At 67.3% G+C, this 15,791-nt stretch carries 18 protein-coding genes; 2 read left to right on the top strand and 16 right to left on the bottom strand.

The annotated features are described in order from the left end of the window. The gene (locus tag AC1ROD_RS11840) at positions 1-780 is read right to left on the bottom strand and encodes a DUF4908 domain-containing protein (protein ID WP_492948470.1); all 780 of its coding nucleotides are present in this window, start codon (positions 778-780) and stop codon (positions 1-3) included. 49 nt (positions 781-829) lie between these two features. Then, on the bottom strand, positions 830-1,555 hold the full coding sequence (phbB, locus tag AC1ROD_RS11835; protein WP_492948469.1) for an acetoacetyl-CoA reductase: 726 nt from the start codon (positions 1,553-1,555) through the stop codon (positions 830-832). A gap of 365 nt (positions 1,556-1,920) precedes the next feature. On the opposite strand from phbB, the gene AC1ROD_RS11830 reads away from it, so the two are divergent. Further along, a complete protein-coding gene (locus AC1ROD_RS11830) occupies positions 1,921-2,241 on the top strand; it encodes an antibiotic biosynthesis monooxygenase family protein (RefSeq protein WP_492948468.1) in 321 nt (106 codons plus the stop codon). A gap of 16 nt (positions 2,242-2,257) precedes the next feature. Here the strand turns inward: AC1ROD_RS11830 and AC1ROD_RS11825 are convergent, their stop codons facing one another. The 3 genes from AC1ROD_RS11825 to AC1ROD_RS11815 form a co-directional block, all read right to left on the bottom strand. Further along, positions 2,258-3,007, bottom strand: coding sequence for a DUF72 domain-containing protein (locus AC1ROD_RS11825; protein ID WP_492948467.1), 750 nt, complete (start codon positions 3,005-3,007; stop codon positions 2,258-2,260). A gap of 88 nt (positions 3,008-3,095) precedes the next feature. Next, the gene (locus AC1ROD_RS11820) at positions 3,096-3,521 is read right to left on the bottom strand and encodes a hypothetical protein (RefSeq protein WP_492948466.1); all 426 of its coding nucleotides are present in this window, start codon (positions 3,519-3,521) and stop codon (positions 3,096-3,098) included. A gap of 124 nt (positions 3,522-3,645) precedes the next feature. Further along, the gene (locus AC1ROD_RS11815; protein ID WP_492948465.1) at positions 3,646-4,272 is read right to left on the bottom strand and encodes a hypothetical protein; all 627 of its coding nucleotides are present in this window, start codon (positions 4,270-4,272) and stop codon (positions 3,646-3,648) included. 128 nt (positions 4,273-4,400) lie between these two features. On the opposite strand from AC1ROD_RS11815, the gene AC1ROD_RS11810 reads away from it, so the two are divergent. Next, positions 4,401-6,017 (top strand): carboxylesterase/lipase family protein, encoded by a 1,617-nt coding sequence (locus AC1ROD_RS11810; RefSeq protein ID WP_492948464.1) that lies wholly within the window; start codon positions 4,401-4,403, stop codon positions 6,015-6,017. Between the two features lie 3 nt (positions 6,018-6,020). Here the strand turns inward: AC1ROD_RS11810 and AC1ROD_RS11805 are convergent, their stop codons facing one another. The 11 genes from AC1ROD_RS11805 to ctaD all read right to left on the bottom strand — a co-directional run bounded on the left by AC1ROD_RS11805 (position 6,021) and on the right by ctaD (position 15,681). Then, positions 6,021-6,383 (bottom strand): hypothetical protein, encoded by a 363-nt coding sequence (locus AC1ROD_RS11805; protein ID WP_492948463.1) that lies wholly within the window; start codon positions 6,381-6,383, stop codon positions 6,021-6,023. Position 6,384: 1 nt separating this feature from the next. Next, positions 6,385-8,055 (bottom strand): putative bifunctional diguanylate cyclase/phosphodiesterase, encoded by a 1,671-nt coding sequence (locus tag AC1ROD_RS11800; protein WP_492948462.1) that lies wholly within the window; start codon positions 8,053-8,055, stop codon positions 6,385-6,387. Positions 8,056-8,074: 19 nt separating this feature from the next. Further along, positions 8,075-8,677: a GNAT family N-acetyltransferase gene (locus AC1ROD_RS11795; protein WP_492948461.1), complete on the bottom strand. Its 603-nt coding sequence runs from the start codon at positions 8,675-8,677 to the stop codon at positions 8,075-8,077. A gap of 49 nt (positions 8,678-8,726) precedes the next feature. After that, on the bottom strand, positions 8,727-9,941 hold the full coding sequence (locus AC1ROD_RS11790; RefSeq protein WP_492948460.1) for a M16 family metallopeptidase: 1,215 nt from the start codon (positions 9,939-9,941) through the stop codon (positions 8,727-8,729). 50 nt (positions 9,942-9,991) lie between these two features. After that, positions 9,992-10,705 carry an SURF1 family protein gene (locus tag AC1ROD_RS11785; protein WP_492948459.1) on the bottom strand — a complete coding sequence of 238 codons (714 nt, stop codon included), beginning with the start codon at positions 10,703-10,705 and terminating at the stop codon, positions 9,992-9,994. 2 nt (positions 10,706-10,707) lie between these two features. Further along, the gene (locus tag AC1ROD_RS11780) at positions 10,708-11,085 is read right to left on the bottom strand and encodes a DUF983 domain-containing protein (RefSeq protein ID WP_492948458.1); all 378 of its coding nucleotides are present in this window, start codon (positions 11,083-11,085) and stop codon (positions 10,708-10,710) included. Next, the gene (locus AC1ROD_RS11775; RefSeq protein WP_492948457.1) at positions 11,086-11,964 is read right to left on the bottom strand and encodes a cytochrome c oxidase subunit 3; all 879 of its coding nucleotides are present in this window, start codon (positions 11,962-11,964) and stop codon (positions 11,086-11,088) included. A gap of 118 nt (positions 11,965-12,082) precedes the next feature. After that, positions 12,083-12,673 carry a cytochrome c oxidase assembly protein gene (locus tag AC1ROD_RS11770; protein WP_492948456.1) on the bottom strand — a complete coding sequence of 197 codons (591 nt, stop codon included), beginning with the start codon at positions 12,671-12,673 and terminating at the stop codon, positions 12,083-12,085. Beyond that, on the bottom strand, positions 12,670-12,882 hold the full coding sequence (locus tag AC1ROD_RS11765; RefSeq protein ID WP_492948455.1) for a cytochrome c oxidase system small membrane protein: 213 nt from the start codon (positions 12,880-12,882) through the stop codon (positions 12,670-12,672). The genes AC1ROD_RS11770 and AC1ROD_RS11765 overlap by 4 nt, the downstream gene beginning before the upstream one ends. 13 nt (positions 12,883-12,895) lie before the next feature. Beyond that, a complete protein-coding gene (cyoE, locus tag AC1ROD_RS11760) occupies positions 12,896-13,885 on the bottom strand; it encodes a heme o synthase (protein WP_492948454.1) in 990 nt (329 codons plus the stop codon). Between the two features lie 113 nt (positions 13,886-13,998). After that, positions 13,999-15,681, bottom strand: a complete 1,683-nt coding sequence (gene ctaD, locus AC1ROD_RS11755) for a cytochrome c oxidase subunit I (RefSeq protein WP_492948453.1) — start codon at positions 15,679-15,681, stop codon at positions 13,999-14,001. Positions 15,682-15,791: the final 110 nt, after the last annotated feature.

Below are 15,791 nucleotides of genomic sequence, written 5' to 3'. Positions count from 1 at the left end.
CTAGCGGCGGACCGCCTGGATGATCCGGGCCGAGGACGGGCGACCGGTCGGCCCCTGGTTCGGGTGCACGGTCACACGCAGCTCGCCGCCGGAATAGGTCACCGAGCTGGTCCGCCCCTCGATGATGGTCACGGTCTGCAACCCGTTGAGCTGGCTTCGCAGGGCGGGCGACGCCGCCATCCGCAACACGGCCTCGGTGGTCACCATCAGGGCGTCGGTGCACAGGCCCTCGTCCTGTTCGCCGTCCAGCTGGACGCTGATCATCCGGCCGAGCGCGCGGCTCATCAGGAAGCTGCGCTGGACCATCAGGTTGGACAGCTGGATCGGCCCCAGCAGCGGCCGCTCCAGCGCCGGCGCCGGACCGGCCATGGAGGCGGGCGAGCCGTTCGGCGCCCGCACCGAATACAGGGTCATCCCGCCGTCGGGCGTGACCCGCAGAATCTGGTCGCCCGCATCGTTGCGATAGATGATGTCGCCGCGGGGGGCCGGACGGGCCGTCAGGGCCCAGGTCTCGTTTCGGCTGGCGAAGCGGAACAGGGGGCGCGGGCCGGACCGATCGAAGATGAAGCTCTCGCCGGACTCGGCGACATAGCGGCCGGTTTCCGGCTGGGTGCGCGTCGCGCCGCGGCCGAGGCTCCGGGACTGTTCCTGCTGGGCGTTGGTGCGGACCTGGGCCTCCGCCGGAACGGTCGTGGCAATGAGGGTCGTGGCGACGAGAGCGACAAACGCCATCGTCGCCGAAAGCGGCGCTGTCGCCGTCTCGACCCGTTGCAACTTCATGCGCTTATCGGTGCAAGCTTGGCGCGGCGGATTTTGGGCGCCGCTGTGTTCAGCCGACCAGATACTGGCCGCCATTCAGGCTGAGGGTGCAGCCTGTGACATATCCGGCACGTTCGCCCGTCAGCCAGGACACCATGTCGGCGATCTCCTCGCCCTTGCCGAGGCGGCCGACGGGGATCTGGGCGATGATGGAATCCAGCACCTTCTGGTCCATGGCGCCGACCATTTCGGTGTCGATATAGCCGGGCGCGATGCAGTTGACCGTCACGCCCTTGCGCGCGTTCTCCAGCGCCAGCGCCTTGGTGAAGCCGATCATCCCGGCCTTGGCGGCGGAATAGTTGGTCTGGCCGACCTGGCCCTTCTGGCCGTTGATCGAGGAGATGTTGACGATGCGGCCATAGTTGCGGTCGCGCATGCCGGTGATCACCTGGCGCGTCATATTGAAGACCGAGTCCATGTTGACGCGGATCACGTCGGACCACTGGTCGTGACTCATCTTGTGGAAGAAGCCGTCGCGGGTGATGCCGGCGTTGTTGATCAGGACATCGATGGGGCCCAGCTCGGCCTCGACGTCGGCGACGGCGCGGGCGCAGTCCTCGAACGAGCCGACATTGCCCTTGACCACCATGACGCCCAGTTCGCGCGCCGTGGCCTCGGCGGCCTCGGTGTTGCCGGAATAGCCGGCGGCGACGGACATGCCGTCTTCCTTCAGCCGCTGAACAATCGCCTTGCCGATGCCGCGCGTTCCGCCGGTCACCAGAGCCACTCGCGCCATCTGCGTTTCCCCGTCCTGTTTCCTGTCCACGCCGTCGGGGTCTGCCGCCCCGACCGGCTCTTGAAAAAAGCATTAGCCCGCGCGGAGTTGCGCGAAAAGCCGGTGTTACGCGGCGTGATCCGGTTCGGAGAGGTCATGACGACGCGGCGGCGGCGGCGATTGCGGAGACAACACCGAAAGTCTAAGGCTCGACTGTCGAAAAGGACCTGCGACGGCATCGGTAAGCCCGTCGCCCTTCCCGAACAGGAAGGCTCCGGCAGCGCCCCATGCGCCGCCCCTCGACAAGCCTGACGCCTGCGCGTCGTCCGGCTTGTCGGGAAGTCCGAACGACCTCTCCCGACTTGCCTCAATCGTGGAGAAGAGCCTTGCCCATCATCACCGCCGACAACGGCGTCATCACCCAGATCAATGTGTTCGACGTCCATCCCGGCCGACAGGAAGACCTGATCGACCTGCTGACCGAGGCCGCCGGATCCTGCCGCGACCATGTGCCCGGCTGGCTCTCGGCCAGTCTGCACCTGAGCCTCGACCGGACCCGGATCGTGAACTACGCCCAGACCGAAGACGAGGCGGCCATGCGACAGGTCTTCGCCCACCTGACCGCAGAAGGCTGGCTGGAGCGCAACCGCGCCTTCGGCACGGCCCACCCCGGCCTCTATCGCGTCGTGCGCACCGTGGAGCGCTGACGAGGCCCGTCTTCGCCTACTTCAGCTTCTCGATCAGAGCCATGGCTGCGGCCGGATTGCGCACCTTGGCCCCGGCGATGAAGTAGGCGAAGACGTCGCCGCGCTTCGCCCAGCCCGTCGTCTGTTTCGCGATGGCGTCCAGCTCGGCCGGGGACATGCCCGTCGGCTCGTCCTCGCGGCTCGACATCAGCCGGGCATAGGTGAAGTCGGCGGTCTCCTGATCGATCTTCGGCCAGGTCGGGCTTTCGTCATCGACGGCATAGACGATGGCCGCGCCGTACTTTCGGGCCAGGTCGTAGAACTGCTCATTGTCGAAGGTCGGGCTGCGGACCTCGAGCGCATGCCTCAACCGGACCCCGTCCTTTTCCTTGGGCAGCAGTTTCAGGAACCCCTCGAAATCAACCGGGTCGAACTTCTTGGTGGCCATGAACTGCCAGTTGATCGGCCCCAGCTTGGGCCCCAGGGCCGTCAGCCCCTGATCCAGGAACCGCTCCAGGCTCTCATTGCCCTCCGACAGGACCTTCCTGTTGGTGCAGAAGCGGCTGGCCTTGACCGAAAAGACGAAGTCGTCGGGCGTCTCGTCGCGCCACTTCATCCAGGTGTCGATCTTGAAGCCGGAATAGTAGGTGCCGTTGATCTCGATCGAGGTCAGTTTCGAACTGGCGTAGCCCAGCTCCTTCTTCTGGCTCAGCTTGTCCGGATAGAAGACGCCGCGCCAGGGCTCGAAGGTCCAGCCGCCGATACCGACATAGGTTTTTCCGCTCATCAGGGGTCTCCCGGTTTGCACCTTGATCGCAGGGATCGGCTTTGATCGCCAGCGGATACCGGACGTCACAGGCCGCCGGGAGAGGCGGTCAGGGGCGGCGAGCCATGCTCACGGTCCCGATGCGCCCGCCGATCGGCATCCTACGGACTCTCAAATCGGCCACGCCGCCAAATCCGGCCCGCGTTCGGTCGGTCAGCGTGAACACCATGGTGAAGCCGTCGCCCGGCGACGAAATACGCAGATCGCCATTCCTGATCGTGCATTCGGCGAGATCACCGCTGACGGTGCAGCCGAGGCGGCCGTTGGGTCTGGCCGTGATCGCCACCGGGAAATCCAGCCGCTGGCTCCCGTCTCTGGCCTTGAATGTAATGGTGCGTCCCTGTCCCTCGGCAGGCGTGATCAGCAGCCTCCACTCACCGATCACGTCCCTGTCGGTGATCGGCGCAGAGCTCTGGGCGAAGGCGGCGCCGCAAAACACCAGCCCCGCCAGCACACCCGTCAGGACGGTCAGCAATCTTGTCATTCAAGCCCTCCGGAAACACCTTCCGGTAGCATCGATCGATCAGACTGGATTGGCACGTGAAATTTCGGAAAGCCTCGAGAGCCGTACCCGGCGGCGTCGAAGAGTAGGGAAGACTTCAGCCTTTCGGAATGAACCGCACGGAGGTCAGGCTCTTCATCGTTTCCGCGTCCAGACCGATCACGCCCTGGGTCGTCGCCACCACCGCATGGGTCCCGTCGCTGACCACGGCCCACAGGCATTCGCCGCCCGCCGCGTGGAAGCCCGTTTCCTCGTCCTGCGTGCCGCAGGTCACGGTCGCCTTCAGCCCCGGCCCGCCCTGCGCTGTGAAGCGCTCCACCGGAACCGGCTCGAACCGACCGTAGGTGGTCATCAGCACGCCCTGGGCGTTTTTCTCGAACCCGGCCTGCTCCTTCGCCACCGTGTCCAGCGACCCGTCGATGGGCTGGAAATAGATCAGGGCCTCTTTCGAGCCCGGCCCGAACAGGCCAATGCAGACCACCCCTTCGCCGACGTCGCCGCAGCCGTCCGTATGGCGATCGGGCGCATAGTCGAAGGCGATGCCCAGGACCGGGTCGCTGTACGTCTTCCATCCGGCCGGCACAGCGGATGCGGTCGGGGCAGGTGCGGCGGCGGGGGTTGCGGGCGGCGAGGGACTATCGGCGGGCTTGCGCTCGCCACAGGCGGCCAGCAGCGACAGCAGCGCGAGGGTTGGGGCGAAGGCGGCGAGACGGCGTCTGGACATGGTTTCTTCTCCCGCCGCCAACCTCGACCCGGCGCGGCTTCGAGGCAAGCCCGTTCCGTCTTGACCACCCTTCCTCGCGGGCCGAAGGTCGCCGCAACGAGACGCGGCCAAAGCCCCGAGGAAACGCCATGACAGACCCCATCGACCGCCGTGGCCTTCTGGCCGGAGCCGCCGCGAGCGCAGGTCTGGGTTTGGGCCTCGCCGCCTCGCCGTCCTTCGCCGTGCCTCGCGATGACACCGGTGTCCACGCAAGAACCAACGCCGGGCGCATTCGGGGCTTCCGCGACCGCGACGTCGCCGTCTTCAAGGGCGTGCCCTATGGCGCCGATACGGCCCAGACCCGTTTCGCGCCGCCGAAGCCGCCCCGGCCCTGGCGCGGCGTGCGGCCCTGCCTCGACTTCGGCGCCCCCGCGCCCCAGCCGGGCGGCAACCCCGGCGCCGGCTATTTGCCCGACAGCACCTATACTCAAGCCCAGACCTCGGAAGACTGCCTGAACCTCAACCTCTGGACCCCCGCGCTCGACGGCGCGAAGCGGCCGGTGCTGGTCTGGTTCCACGGCGGCGGCTTCTCGGGCTGGTCGGCCAACAGCCTCCTCTACGACGGCGCCAATCTGGCCAAATGGGGCGATGCGGTCGTCATCACCGTCAACCATCGCCTTAACGCCTTCGGCTATCTCTATCTCGGCCAACTGGGAGGCGAGCGCTTCGCCGATTCCGGCAATGCCGGCATGCTCGACCTCGTCCTCGCGCTTCAGTGGATCCGCGACAATATCGAAGGCTTCGGCGGCGATCCCGGCCGGGTCACCCTGTTCGGCCAGTCGGGCGGCGGGGCCAAGGCTTCTGTCCTGATGGCCATGCCCGCCGCGCGCGGCCTGTTCCAACGGGTCATGACCATGAGCGGCCAGCAGGTGACCGTCACCCCGGCCGAGATGGCGACCACGGCGGCGCGGAAATTCCTGACCAACGCCGCCGTCGAAAGCCCCGACGCCCTGCTGACGATGTCGAAGGACCAGCTGATCGCGGCGACGCGCGGGGTCTCGACCGGACCGGTGCTGGACGGCCGCTCCCTGACCCGCGACCCGTTCGAGCCGGACGCCACCCCGGTCTCGCGCGACGTCGCCCTGATCATGGGCAACACCCATGACGAGACCCGCTATCTGATCGGTCTGGACGATCCGGCCCTGTCCACCCTGACGTGGGACGAGCTGCTGCCCACCCTGAAGCGGTCGATCCCGAACTTCTTCGGGCCCCTGACGCCGGAATCGGCGGTCGTCTGGTACCGCGACAAACATCCCGGCTATTCGCCCAGCCAGATCTTCTTCGCCATGACCACCGAGCTGCGCTCCTGGCGGGCCCAGATCATTCAGGCCGATCGCCGCGCGGTCCAGCCGGGGGCGAACACCTGGGTCTATCAATTCGACTGGCAGAGTCCGGTGCTGGACGGGCGGATGGGCGCGCCCCACTGCGGCGACATCCCCTTCATGTTCCGCAATCACCGCGAGATGGTCTCGATGACAGGCGGCGGACCCGATACGGACGCCGTCGCCGACGCCATGTCCTCGGCCCTGATCAATTTCGCCCGAACCGGCGATCCGAACGGTTCCGGCGTCCCCGCCTGGCCGAAGTATGAGCTGCCCGGCCGGGTCACCATGCAGTGGAATACGGTCTCGAGGGCCACGCCCGACCCGCGCGGCGAGGAACGCCGTCTGGTCGGCCTGATCCCCTACCGCCAGCCGGGAACCTGAGAATCAGGTAGGGCAGGCGCCGAGTAACTGAGCCTCTCGCGCGGTCGGCGTCCGACCCGCTGGCAACGAGATCGCGAACTCCTCCACTCTCATGGTGCTGCGGCGCTTGTAGACCAGAACCGCAAAGGTCCGCCGATCAATGTCTCCGGCCACGCCGCAGACCAGTTCCGTCCAGCGCCGAACGGCGCCGTCGGTATCGCGAAAAAGATAGCGGCCGGTCACTTTGGCCGTCCCGGCAAAGTTCTCGCCCAACGCGCTCTCGACCGTCTTGATGGCCAAGCCCTCGGGTTTGGGGCGCGTAGCGAACAACATAAGGGCCAGTAGGACGGCGACGAGCACGGCCGCCAATAACTGGACGACCTTCAAATCAAGCCGACCGCTGCTTCAGCGGCGCGGCGCCGTCGGACAGGCTTTCATTCAGATAGACCTCGGCCTCCTGCGCCGGCAGGGCGGGGGCGTAGCCGAAGCCCTGACCATAGTGGCAGCTGGCGTCGAGCAGCAGCTTGGCCAGAGGCGCGTTCTCCACCCCTTCGGCGACGACCTCCAGGTTCAGGTCGCGGCCCAGATTGACCACCGACTTGACGATCTTCGCCGAGCCCTCGTCCTTGTCCATGGTCAGGACGAAGTAGCGGTCGATCTTCAGGGTGTCGAACGGCAGGCGCGCCAGATAGGACAGGGACGAGAAGCCGGTGCCGAAGTCGTCGAGCGCCAGCGAGGCGCCAACGTCCTTGAGCTGCTGCAGGATCACCGCCGCCCGGGCGGTGTCGCGCATGATGTCGCCCTCGGTGACCTCCAGCTTGAGCGCGCCTTTGGGCAGGCCGGTCTCCTGAATGACCCGCTGGACGTCCTCGACCAGATTGGGCCGCTCGATCTCGCCGACCGAAAGATTGACGCTGCAGAACAGCTTGCCGGCCAGGGGGTGACGCTGCAGCCATTCGGCCAGCTGACGCGCCGACTGGGTCATCATCATCAGGCCCAGATCGTTCATCAGGCCCATTTCGTCGGTCAGGCCCAGGAACTCGTCCGGCGGCACCAGACCGCGCTTGGGGTGACGCCAGCGGGCCAAGGCCTCGAAACCGGCGACGGCGCCGGTGTTCAGGTTCACGATCGGCTGGAAGAAGGGTTCGATCTCGCCGCGCACGAAGGCGTTCCTGAGGTCCGCCTCCAGCGCCAGACGGCTGAGGCTGTCGCTCTCCAGCGCGCGCCCATAGGCGGCGGCCCCGCCGCGCCCGGCGCCCTTGGCCTGACCCACGGCCAGTTCGACGCGGCGCAGCAGCTCGGCCGGATCCGGCGCATCGGCCCCGCCCTCGCAGGCGACCGAGCCGATCGAGACGGTCGGATAGATGTCGAAGCCGGCGATGCGCAGCGGCTGTTCCAGCGCATCCCGCACCCGGTCGCTGGAGTGGGTGATGCCCCGTTGCAGGATGACCGCGAACTCGTCCTCGCCGATCCGCGCCGGCGCGGCCCCGTCCGAGAAGGCCGCCGCCAGCCGCGAGCCGAGGGCCGACAGCACCAGATCGGTGCGTTCGTGGCCCAGGGCTTCGTTCAGCCGCCGCAGCCGGTCCACGTCGGCGACGACCACGTCATAGTCGCCGGGCACGGCGAGAATATCGGAGGCGCGGGCCAGGAAGGCGCGGCGGTCCAGAAGCCCGGTCAGGGCGTCCTTGTCCGCGCTCGCGAACTTGGTCTCCAGCGCCACCATCCCGGCGGCGCGCAATCCGTCTTCCAGCCAGACGCCGCGCCACAGACAGGTCTCGGAGCCGCGCATTCTCAGACGCACGGCGATCTCGGAGCCTTCCTCTTTCGGGGTCAGGATGCTCTCGGCCAGCGACCGGTCCTGCGGCAGGGTGACGGCGACGAAGGCGGCGCCCGAACATTCCGGCGCCAGCGGGCCCAGACCCAGCGGGCGGGTCGCGCCGGTGAAGCGCAGGGTGTCTTCGGAAGGGGTCCATATCCACAGGGCGGTGTCGGCCGCGGCCAGGGCCTCGATCGCCGTCGTCGCATCCCAGGCCAGTGTTCGGGATCGCGTGGGGGTCACGGGAGGGGGCGCTCTTCCTTCAGGAGGACCTTAAGTCGGCCCGTTCGGCGTCTTCTGACAAGAGGCCGAACAGCAGATGATCTGCCCATGCGCCGTTAATTTTAAGATAAGCCCGCGCCTCGCCCTCCAGCCGGAAGCCGGATTTCTCCAGCACGCGCCGCGACGGGCCGTTGGAGGGCAGGCAGGAGGCCTCCAGCCGGTGCAGCTTCAGCTGGCGGAAGGCATGGCGCGACATCGCCTTCACGGCCGCTGTGCCGTGCCCCTCGCCCGCATAGGGACGGCCGATCCAGTACCCCAGGGTGCCGGTCTCGGCGACGCCCCGGCGGATGTTGGACAGGGTGATGGCGCCGTAGAGGGTCCGCCCGGTCGGATCGAGCACGAAGAAGGGCCAGGCGTTGCCCAGCTCCATCTCGCGCGCATAGACGGTCAGCCGCCGTCGATAGGCAGCGCGGGTCAGGTCGTCGTCAGGCCAGGCCGGCTCCCACGGCTGCAGATAGTCGCGCGAGCTCTCGCGCAGGTCGGCCCAGGCCGCATAGTCGCCGATGCGCGGCGGCCGGAGGATCACGCCCCGCCCTTCGACCACCGGGCCGGTCGCATCCGTCATCCAGTCGAGAAGGGCCATGGGGTCAGGTTAGCGTGGAGACCGCGGACTTGTGAACCCGTGAGTTCCCTCAGGCGGATTTCAGACCCTTCGCGAACGCCGTCCCCGCCGCATGGGCCGCCTTGGGGCCCAGCACCGAGGTCGCCGACAGGCCCGAGGCCAGCACCCGCTGCCCGACCCGGCGCAGATCGTCCGCCGTCGCCGCTGCGATCCGGGCCGCGCTGTCGTCGGACGACACGGGCGCGCCATAGATCAGGGTCTGGGCGGCGTTGCGGCCCGCGCGGCTGGCCGGGCTCTCGTCCGACATCCACAGGCCGGCGGTCAGCACCGCCTTCGCCCGCGACAGTTCCGCGTCCGTCGGCCCCTCGGTCGCCAGGGCCTTGATCTCGTCAGCGCAGACCCCGGCCAGCTCGACCGACCGGTCAGCGGCCGCGCCCGCATAGACGCCCAGCACCCCGGTGTCCTCGTACGCCTCCTGATAGGCGTCGATGGCATAGGCCAGACCCCGCTCCTCGCGCGCGCTCTGGAACAGGCGCGAGGCCATGCCCCCGCCGAGGATTTCGGTGAACAGCCGCATGGCCGGCAGGTCCGGGTCGGTCGCCGAGACCGAAGGCAGCTGGAAGACGATATTGGCCTGTTCGATCTTGCGGCTCAGCGTCGCGGCCCCGCCGGTGAAGGTCGCGGGCTCCGGCGCCTCGGCGGGCGTCGCCACGGCCGATCCGAACCAGCGCCCGGCCAGTTCCAGCAGTTCGGCTTCGTCCACCGCGCCCGAGACCGCCACCACCATCCGGTCGGGCGAATAGAGGCGCGCACGCCAGTCGCCGATGCTCTCGCGCGTGACCGGCTTCAGGCTCTCGACCGAGCCCAGAATCGGCCGCCCCATCGACTGGCCGGCGAAGGCCTTCGTCTGGGCCATTTCGAATACATGATCGTCGGGGGTGTCGAAGGCCTCGGCGATCTCCTGGGCCACCACATCCTTCTCGCGCTCGATCTCGGCCGGATCCAGCGTCGGGCGGAAGACGAGGTCCGACACCACCTGCATGGCCAGCCCCAGCGAGCCGTCCAGGGCCCGGACCTCGAAACTGGTGCGCTCATAGCCCGTGGCGGCGTTGATCGTGCCGCCCTCGGCCTCGATCCGCTCGACGATGTCCCTGGCCCCCATGTCTCCGGCGCCCTTGAACACCAGATGTTCGAGAAGATGGGACCATCCGGACTGCCCTTCGTTCTCCCATCTCGCCCCGCCGCGCACGGCGACGGTCAGGGCCAGGGTCTTCAGCCCGGGCATCGGATCACAGACGACGCGGACGCCGTTGGTGAGGGTATGGAGGGTGGCGGTCAGTGTGTGTCTTTCGCGGGCGCCGGCGCCAGTCGCCGACGGAGCAGGGCCACATAGAAGCCCATCAGGGCCACCGCCAGTCCGAACCAGGTCAGCGCGTAGCCGAAATGATTGTTGGCGAAGGCGGCGGGCGGAGCCGAGGCCTGAAGCGCGCCCAGCTCCGGATTGCTGGACGACAGGGCGTAGAGAGTGAATTCCGAGGCGTCCGACGCGCCAAGGGCCCTGGCCATGGCAGCGCTGTCGCGGGCGTAGAAATGATTGCCTGCGGGCGGCGGCGTCATCCCGCCTCCGGCCTTGGGCGTGCGCCGCAGCTCGACCAGCAGCGAAAGCGGCAGGGTCGATTCGGTCACGCGCGGCCGGGCCGACACCGTGTCCGGCAGGAAGCCCCGGTCGATCAGGAAGGGCTTCGCCTCGCCCGGCGCGCGGCAGACCGAAACCAGCCGGACCCCGACATCGCCCTCATGGATCGTCTGCAATTCGACGTATGGCGCGGTCGGCAGGCCGGGACAGACGATCAGGGCCTTCCTGAACTCCGGATCCCCGGCGGTCAGAACCTCGGTGATCGGCGCCGGCGCGGCCTTCGCCGCCGCGTCGGCCTGATCGATCAGGCCTTCCTTCCAGTGCAGCCTCTGCACCTGCCAAACCCCCAGCCCGATCAGCAGGACGAGGCAGGGCAGGACGGCGAGCGTCAGGATCCAGGGGAAGCGCTTCATGGTCAGCCCTTCGTCCGGTTCTTCATCTGCAAGGCGATCATCAGCCCCTTGCCGGGCCGCATCAGACCCAGCGACAGGATCAGCGACATCGGAAGCGCGATCAGCAGCATCAGCCAGATCGGCGGGTTCAGCGCGATCTGCAGATAGAGGGCCGTGAACACCACGAGGCCGCCGGCGATTTGCATGATGAAGATGGCGGCCCCGTCGCCGGTGTTCAGCCGGGTGAAGTCGAAGCCGCAGGCCGCGCACCGCTCGACCACCTTCAGGAAGCCCTCGAACAGCCGGCCCTTGCCGCAGTTCGGACAGCGGCAAAGCAGACCGGCCCGGATCGGGTCGATCCGGGCCGGCTCAAGCGTTTCAGACTGCGGGTCCCGGCTCAACTAGCCGAAGATGACGTAGACGAAGGCGAACAGGAACAGCCACACCACGTCGACGAAATGCCAGTACCAGGCGGCGGCCTCGAAGCCGAAATGCTGCTTGGGCGTGAAGGCGCCGTTCAGCAGACGGATCAGGCAGACGATCAGGAAGATGGTGCCGACCAGAACGTGGAAGCCGTGGAAGCCGGTGGCCATGAAGAAGATCGAACCATAGAGGCCCGAGTTGGCGGCTTCCTCGTTGAAGAACAGCTTCTCGCCGATGATCTCGTGGTACTCGTACGCCTGCACGCAGGTGAACAGCAGGCCCAGGGCGATGGTCAGGAACAGGGCCAGCTTGGCGCCCTTGCGGTCACCGACCTGCAGGGCGTGGTGAGCCCAGGTCACGGTGCAGCCCGAGAGCAGCAGGGTCACGGTGTTCAGGAGCGGCAGCTGCCAGGCGTCCAGAACCTCGATCCCCTTGGGCGGCCAGGCCGACCAGGCCTTGGCGGTGTCGGCCCAGCCGGCGACTTCCGGAATGTGCTGACGCGCGGTGTGAAACACCGACATCTCGAAGAACATCCAGAAGAATGCCGCGAAGAACATGATCTCGGAGGCGATGAACAGAACCATGCCGTAGCGCAGGCCGATGGCCACGACCGGGGTATGGTCGCCCTGGTTGGCTTCCTTGACCACATCCGCCCACCACAGGCCCATGCCGCCGAGCGTCAGGAGCAGACCGAGGAAGAACGGCCAGTGGGTGCCGGCCTCGAAGCCGAACAGGCCCTTCATCCAGATGACCGCGCCAACCATCATCACCACGGTGGTGGCGGAGCACCACAGCGGCCAGATGCTGGGATTCACGAGGTGATAGTCGTGATGCGGAGCGGCGTGGTTATCGGCCATCTTCAGGATCTCGTTGAGAACGCGAAAGTCGTCAGCTTCAGGCTATAGCCGATTTTGACGGTCCGTCGAGCGGGGCGCGGGGCAAAAATGAGGCGAGCGTTGCCGGAAGCCCGCAGGCTCAGCTTTTCGCCGGAATCGCCAGCCCCGTCCGGCCGTTACCCAAGGCTTCGGGTGCGCCGTCTTTCGCCGGATAGAAGGTGTAGCTGAGGGTGATTTCCGTCGCCCCTTTCGCCTCGCGGTCCGTCGCCAGTTCGGGGGCGACGAAGTACTGGACCGGGAATTTCCGCGTCTCGCCGGCCGCGATGGTCTGGGAGTCGAAACAGAAGCACTGCAGCTTCTGGAAATAGGGTCCGGCGTATTCCGGCACGACATTATAGGCCGCGCGCGCCTGGATCGGCTGGTCCGAGGTGTTGGTCACGTCGAAATAGGCGAGGCCCGTCTCGCCGATCCGCACCCGCTGGAGCGTCTGTTCGGCGACGAACTTCATCGGCAGGTCGCGCACATTGGTGTCGAAGCGGATCGTCACCATCCGGTCCAGAATCTGGTCCGGCGCCTTCTCGGCCCGGCGCACCGTGCCGTCGAACCCGGTCACCTGACAGAACATCCGGTACAGGGGCACGGCGGCGAAGGCGGCGCCGGTCATGCCGATCACCGTCAGGAGGCAGATGGCCGCGATCATCCGCGCCCGTTTGCTCGCAGGCTGGCTCATCGGGCGAGCGTCGAATCGTAGGTCTTTTCGGGGTGCATCGGGCCGGCGGCCACGGCCGCCTGCTTCTCCCGCTCGGCCTTCTGGTTGGCCTGCATCCTCAGGAAGGTGGTCGAGAACAACAGGACCACGAAGGCCGCCAGGGCCAGGCCGATCCAGACGTTGCGGCGGCTGCGCGCCGCGACCTCTGCGGGGGAAAGCTGGATGACCATCGTAAGCGGCGTCCTACAGGGAGACAGGCGGCAGGCTGGACAGGTTCTCGACGAGTAATGCCGCGAACAGGGCCATCAGATACAGGATAGAGAAGGCGAACAGATTGCGGGCCGGCTTGGCCTCAAGCTTGACGTCATAAATCGCGGCTTCCCTCCCCACGGTGTCCGCCTTGTCAGGCCCCTCGGCGCCGACGGGGTCGCCCGCGCGCGAACGATAGAGCCGCCAGGCCAAGCCCAGGAAGCCGAGGCCGCCGACCACCGACACCGCCAGATAGATCCAGCCGCCCAGACCCGTCAGGCCCGGCGCAATGGCGACCGGCACGAAGATCAGGGAATAGAGCAGGATCTGCAGCCGGGTCGACTTCGCGCCCCGCGCCACCGGCATCATCGGAATGCCCGCCTTGGCGTAGTCCCCGGCCGAATAGAGGGCCAGGGCCCAGCTGTGCGGCGGGGTCCACAGGAAGATGATCATAAACAGCAGCCAGGCCTGCCAGGGCGCCGATCCCGTCGCCGCCGCCCAGCCGATGACCGGAGGCAGGGCGCCCGCCGCACCGCCGATGACGATATTCTGGGGCGTCCGGCGCTTCAGCATCACCGTGTAGAAGCCGGCGTAATAGACGATGGTCAGGGCCAGCAGACCGGCCGCCATCCAGTTGGTGTTCATGCCCAGCAGCATGACCGAGAACAGCGACAGCACGGCCCCGAAGGCCATGGCGTCATTCTTGTTGACGCGCCCCGCCGCGACCGGACGGCCACGCGTGCGCCGCATCAGGGCGTCGGTCTCGCCCTCGATGGCCATGTTGAGCGCCCCCGCCGCGCCCGCGCCGACGGCGATGCACAGGATGGCGATGGCCGCCACGAACGGATTGATCGACCCCGGCGCCACCACCAGCCCCGTCGCGCCGGTGAACACCACCAGCGACATGACGCGCGGCTTGAGCAGCTGGAAATAGTCTTCCGGCTGGGCGGTGGAGAGGACGGGGGTGGCGGCGGTCTTGGTCACGCGGGTCTCTTACCCCCGGATACGGGGCGCTGGAAGAGAAGAACCCCGGCGGCGCGGCGGCCACCGGGGTCCCTTGGTCGTTTCGAGGTTCGCACCCTTGCGGGGCGAGGACCTCAGTGGTCGTGCTCGTCCTTGACCACCGGCAGTTCGTTGAACTGGTGGTAGGGCGGGGGCGAAGACAGGGTCCACTCCAGCGTCGTGGCGCCTTCGCCCCAGGGGTTGGCGACGCCCTTGCGGCGACGGATCGCGGCTTCCAGCAGCATGATCAGGAAGACGCCGACACCGATGATCGTGATCACATAGCCGATCGACGAGACGTGGTTCCACAGGGTGAAAGCGTCCGGATAGTCGATGTAGCGACGCGGCATGCCCTGCAGGCCCAGGAAGTGCTGCGGGAAGAAGATCACGTTCACGCCGACGAACATGATCCAGAAGTGCGCGCAGCCCAGGGCTTCGTTGTACTTCACCCCGAACATCTTCTCGAACCAGTAGTAGAAGCCGGCGAAGATGGCGAACACCGCGCCCAGCGACAGGACGTAGTGGAAGTGGGCGACGACGTAATAGGTGTCGTGCAGGCTGTAGTCGATGCCGGCGTTCGACAGGACCACGCCGGTCACGCCGCCGACGGTGAACAGGAAGATGAAGCCGATCGCCCACAGCATGGGCGTCTTGAAGTCGATGGAGCCGCCCCACATGGTGGCGATCCAGCTGAAGATCTTCACGCCCGTGGGCACGGCGATGATCATGGTCGCCGCCACGAAATAGGCGCGCAGGTTCACCGACATCCCGACCGTGTACATGTGGTGCGCCCACACGATGAAGCCGATGAAGCCGATGGCGACCATGGCGTAGGCCATCGCGAGATAGCCGAAGACCGGCTTGCGCGAGAAGGTCGAGACGATGTGCGAGATGATGCCGAAGCCGGGCAGGATCAGGATGTAAACTTCGGGGTGACCGAAGAACCAGAACAGGTGCTGGAACATCACCGGGTCGCCGCCGCCGGCCGGGTCGAAGAAGCTGGTGCCGAAGTTGCGGTCGGCCAGCAGCATGGTGATGGCGCCGGCCAGAACCGGCAGCGACAGCAGCAGCAGGAAGGCGGTGATCAGCACCGACCAGGCGAACAGCGGCATCCGGTGCAGGGTCATGCCCGGGGCGCGCATGTTGAAGATGGTGGTGATGAAGTTGACCGCGCCCAGGATCGAGCTGGCGCCCGCGACGTGCAGGGCGAAGATGGCCAGGTCGCCAGCCGGTCCGGGAGCGCCCTTGGTCGAGAGCGGCGGATAGATGGTCCAGCCGCCGGCGATGCCGTGGCCCGAACCGCCGTCCGAGAACATGGAGATGATCAGCAGCACCCAGGCCGCGACCAGCAGCCAGAACGAGACGTTGTTCATGCGCGGGAAGGCCATGTCCGGCGCCCCGATCATGATCGGCACGAACCAGTTGCCGAAGCCGCCGATCATCGCCGGCATGACCATGAAGAAGATCATGATCAGGGCGTGGGCGGTGACCACGGCGTTGTAGCCGTGCTTGGACTGGTCGACGAGGCCCAGCAGGTTGATCGACGAGCCTTCACGGAAGATCTGGATGCCCGGCTCGGCCAGTTCCCAGCGGATCAGACCCGACAGGGCGCCGCCCACGATGCCCGCCATGATGGCGAACAGCAGGTACAGGGTGCCGATGTCCTTGTGGTTGGTGGACAGGAACCAGCGGGTGAAGAAGCCCGGCTTGTGGTCGTGAGCGTCGTGGGCGGCGTCGTGCCCGTGCGCGTGATCGTCAGCAGTGATGTCGGTGGCCATGATCTCTATCGGGCTCGCGATTACTGGGCGGCCGGCGCGGCGGGCGCCGCGGCAGGAGCGGTTGCGGGGGCGCCAGTCGTGGCGCCGACAGGGGCGGCGCCGGCGGCGGC

The organism is Brevundimonas sp. GW821-FHT12E07 (assembly GCF_058807035.1).
This window is presented reverse-complemented; position numbering and strand designations above follow the sequence as displayed.

Bases quoted from the DNA above. Each gene is read 5' to 3' on its own strand.
- AC1ROD_RS11840 (WP_492948470.1), bottom strand. From the start codon at position 780: ATGAAGTTGCAACGGGTCGAGACGGCGACAGCGCCGCTTTCGGCGACG.
- phbB (WP_492948469.1), bottom strand. From the start codon at position 1,555: ATGGCGCGAGTGGCTCTGGTGACCGGCGGAACGCGCGGCATCGGCAAG.
- AC1ROD_RS11825 (WP_492948467.1), bottom strand. From the start codon at position 3,007: ATGAGCGGAAAAACCTATGTCGGTATCGGCGGCTGGACCTTCGAGCCC.
- AC1ROD_RS11815 (WP_492948465.1), bottom strand. From the start codon at position 4,272: ATGTCCAGACGCCGTCTCGCCGCCTTCGCCCCAACCCTCGCGCTGCTG.
- AC1ROD_RS11810 (WP_492948464.1), top strand. From the start codon at position 4,401: ATGACAGACCCCATCGACCGCCGTGGCCTTCTGGCCGGAGCCGCCGCG.
- AC1ROD_RS11795 (WP_492948461.1), bottom strand. From the start codon at position 8,677: ATGGCCCTTCTCGACTGGATGACGGATGCGACCGGCCCGGTGGTCGAA.
- AC1ROD_RS11790 (WP_492948460.1), bottom strand. From the start codon at position 9,941: ATGCCCGGGCTGAAGACCCTGGCCCTGACCGTCGCCGTGCGCGGCGGG.
- AC1ROD_RS11785 (WP_492948459.1), bottom strand. From the start codon at position 10,705: ATGAAGCGCTTCCCCTGGATCCTGACGCTCGCCGTCCTGCCCTGCCTC.
- AC1ROD_RS11775 (WP_492948457.1), bottom strand. From the start codon at position 11,964: ATGGCCGATAACCACGCCGCTCCGCATCACGACTATCACCTCGTGAAT.
- AC1ROD_RS11770 (WP_492948456.1), bottom strand. From the start codon at position 12,673: ATGAGCCAGCCTGCGAGCAAACGGGCGCGGATGATCGCGGCCATCTGC.
- AC1ROD_RS11765 (WP_492948455.1), bottom strand. From the start codon at position 12,882: ATGGTCATCCAGCTTTCCCCCGCAGAGGTCGCGGCGCGCAGCCGCCGC.
- ctaD (WP_492948453.1), bottom strand. From the start codon at position 15,681: ATGGCCACCGACATCACTGCTGACGATCACGCGCACGGGCACGACGCC.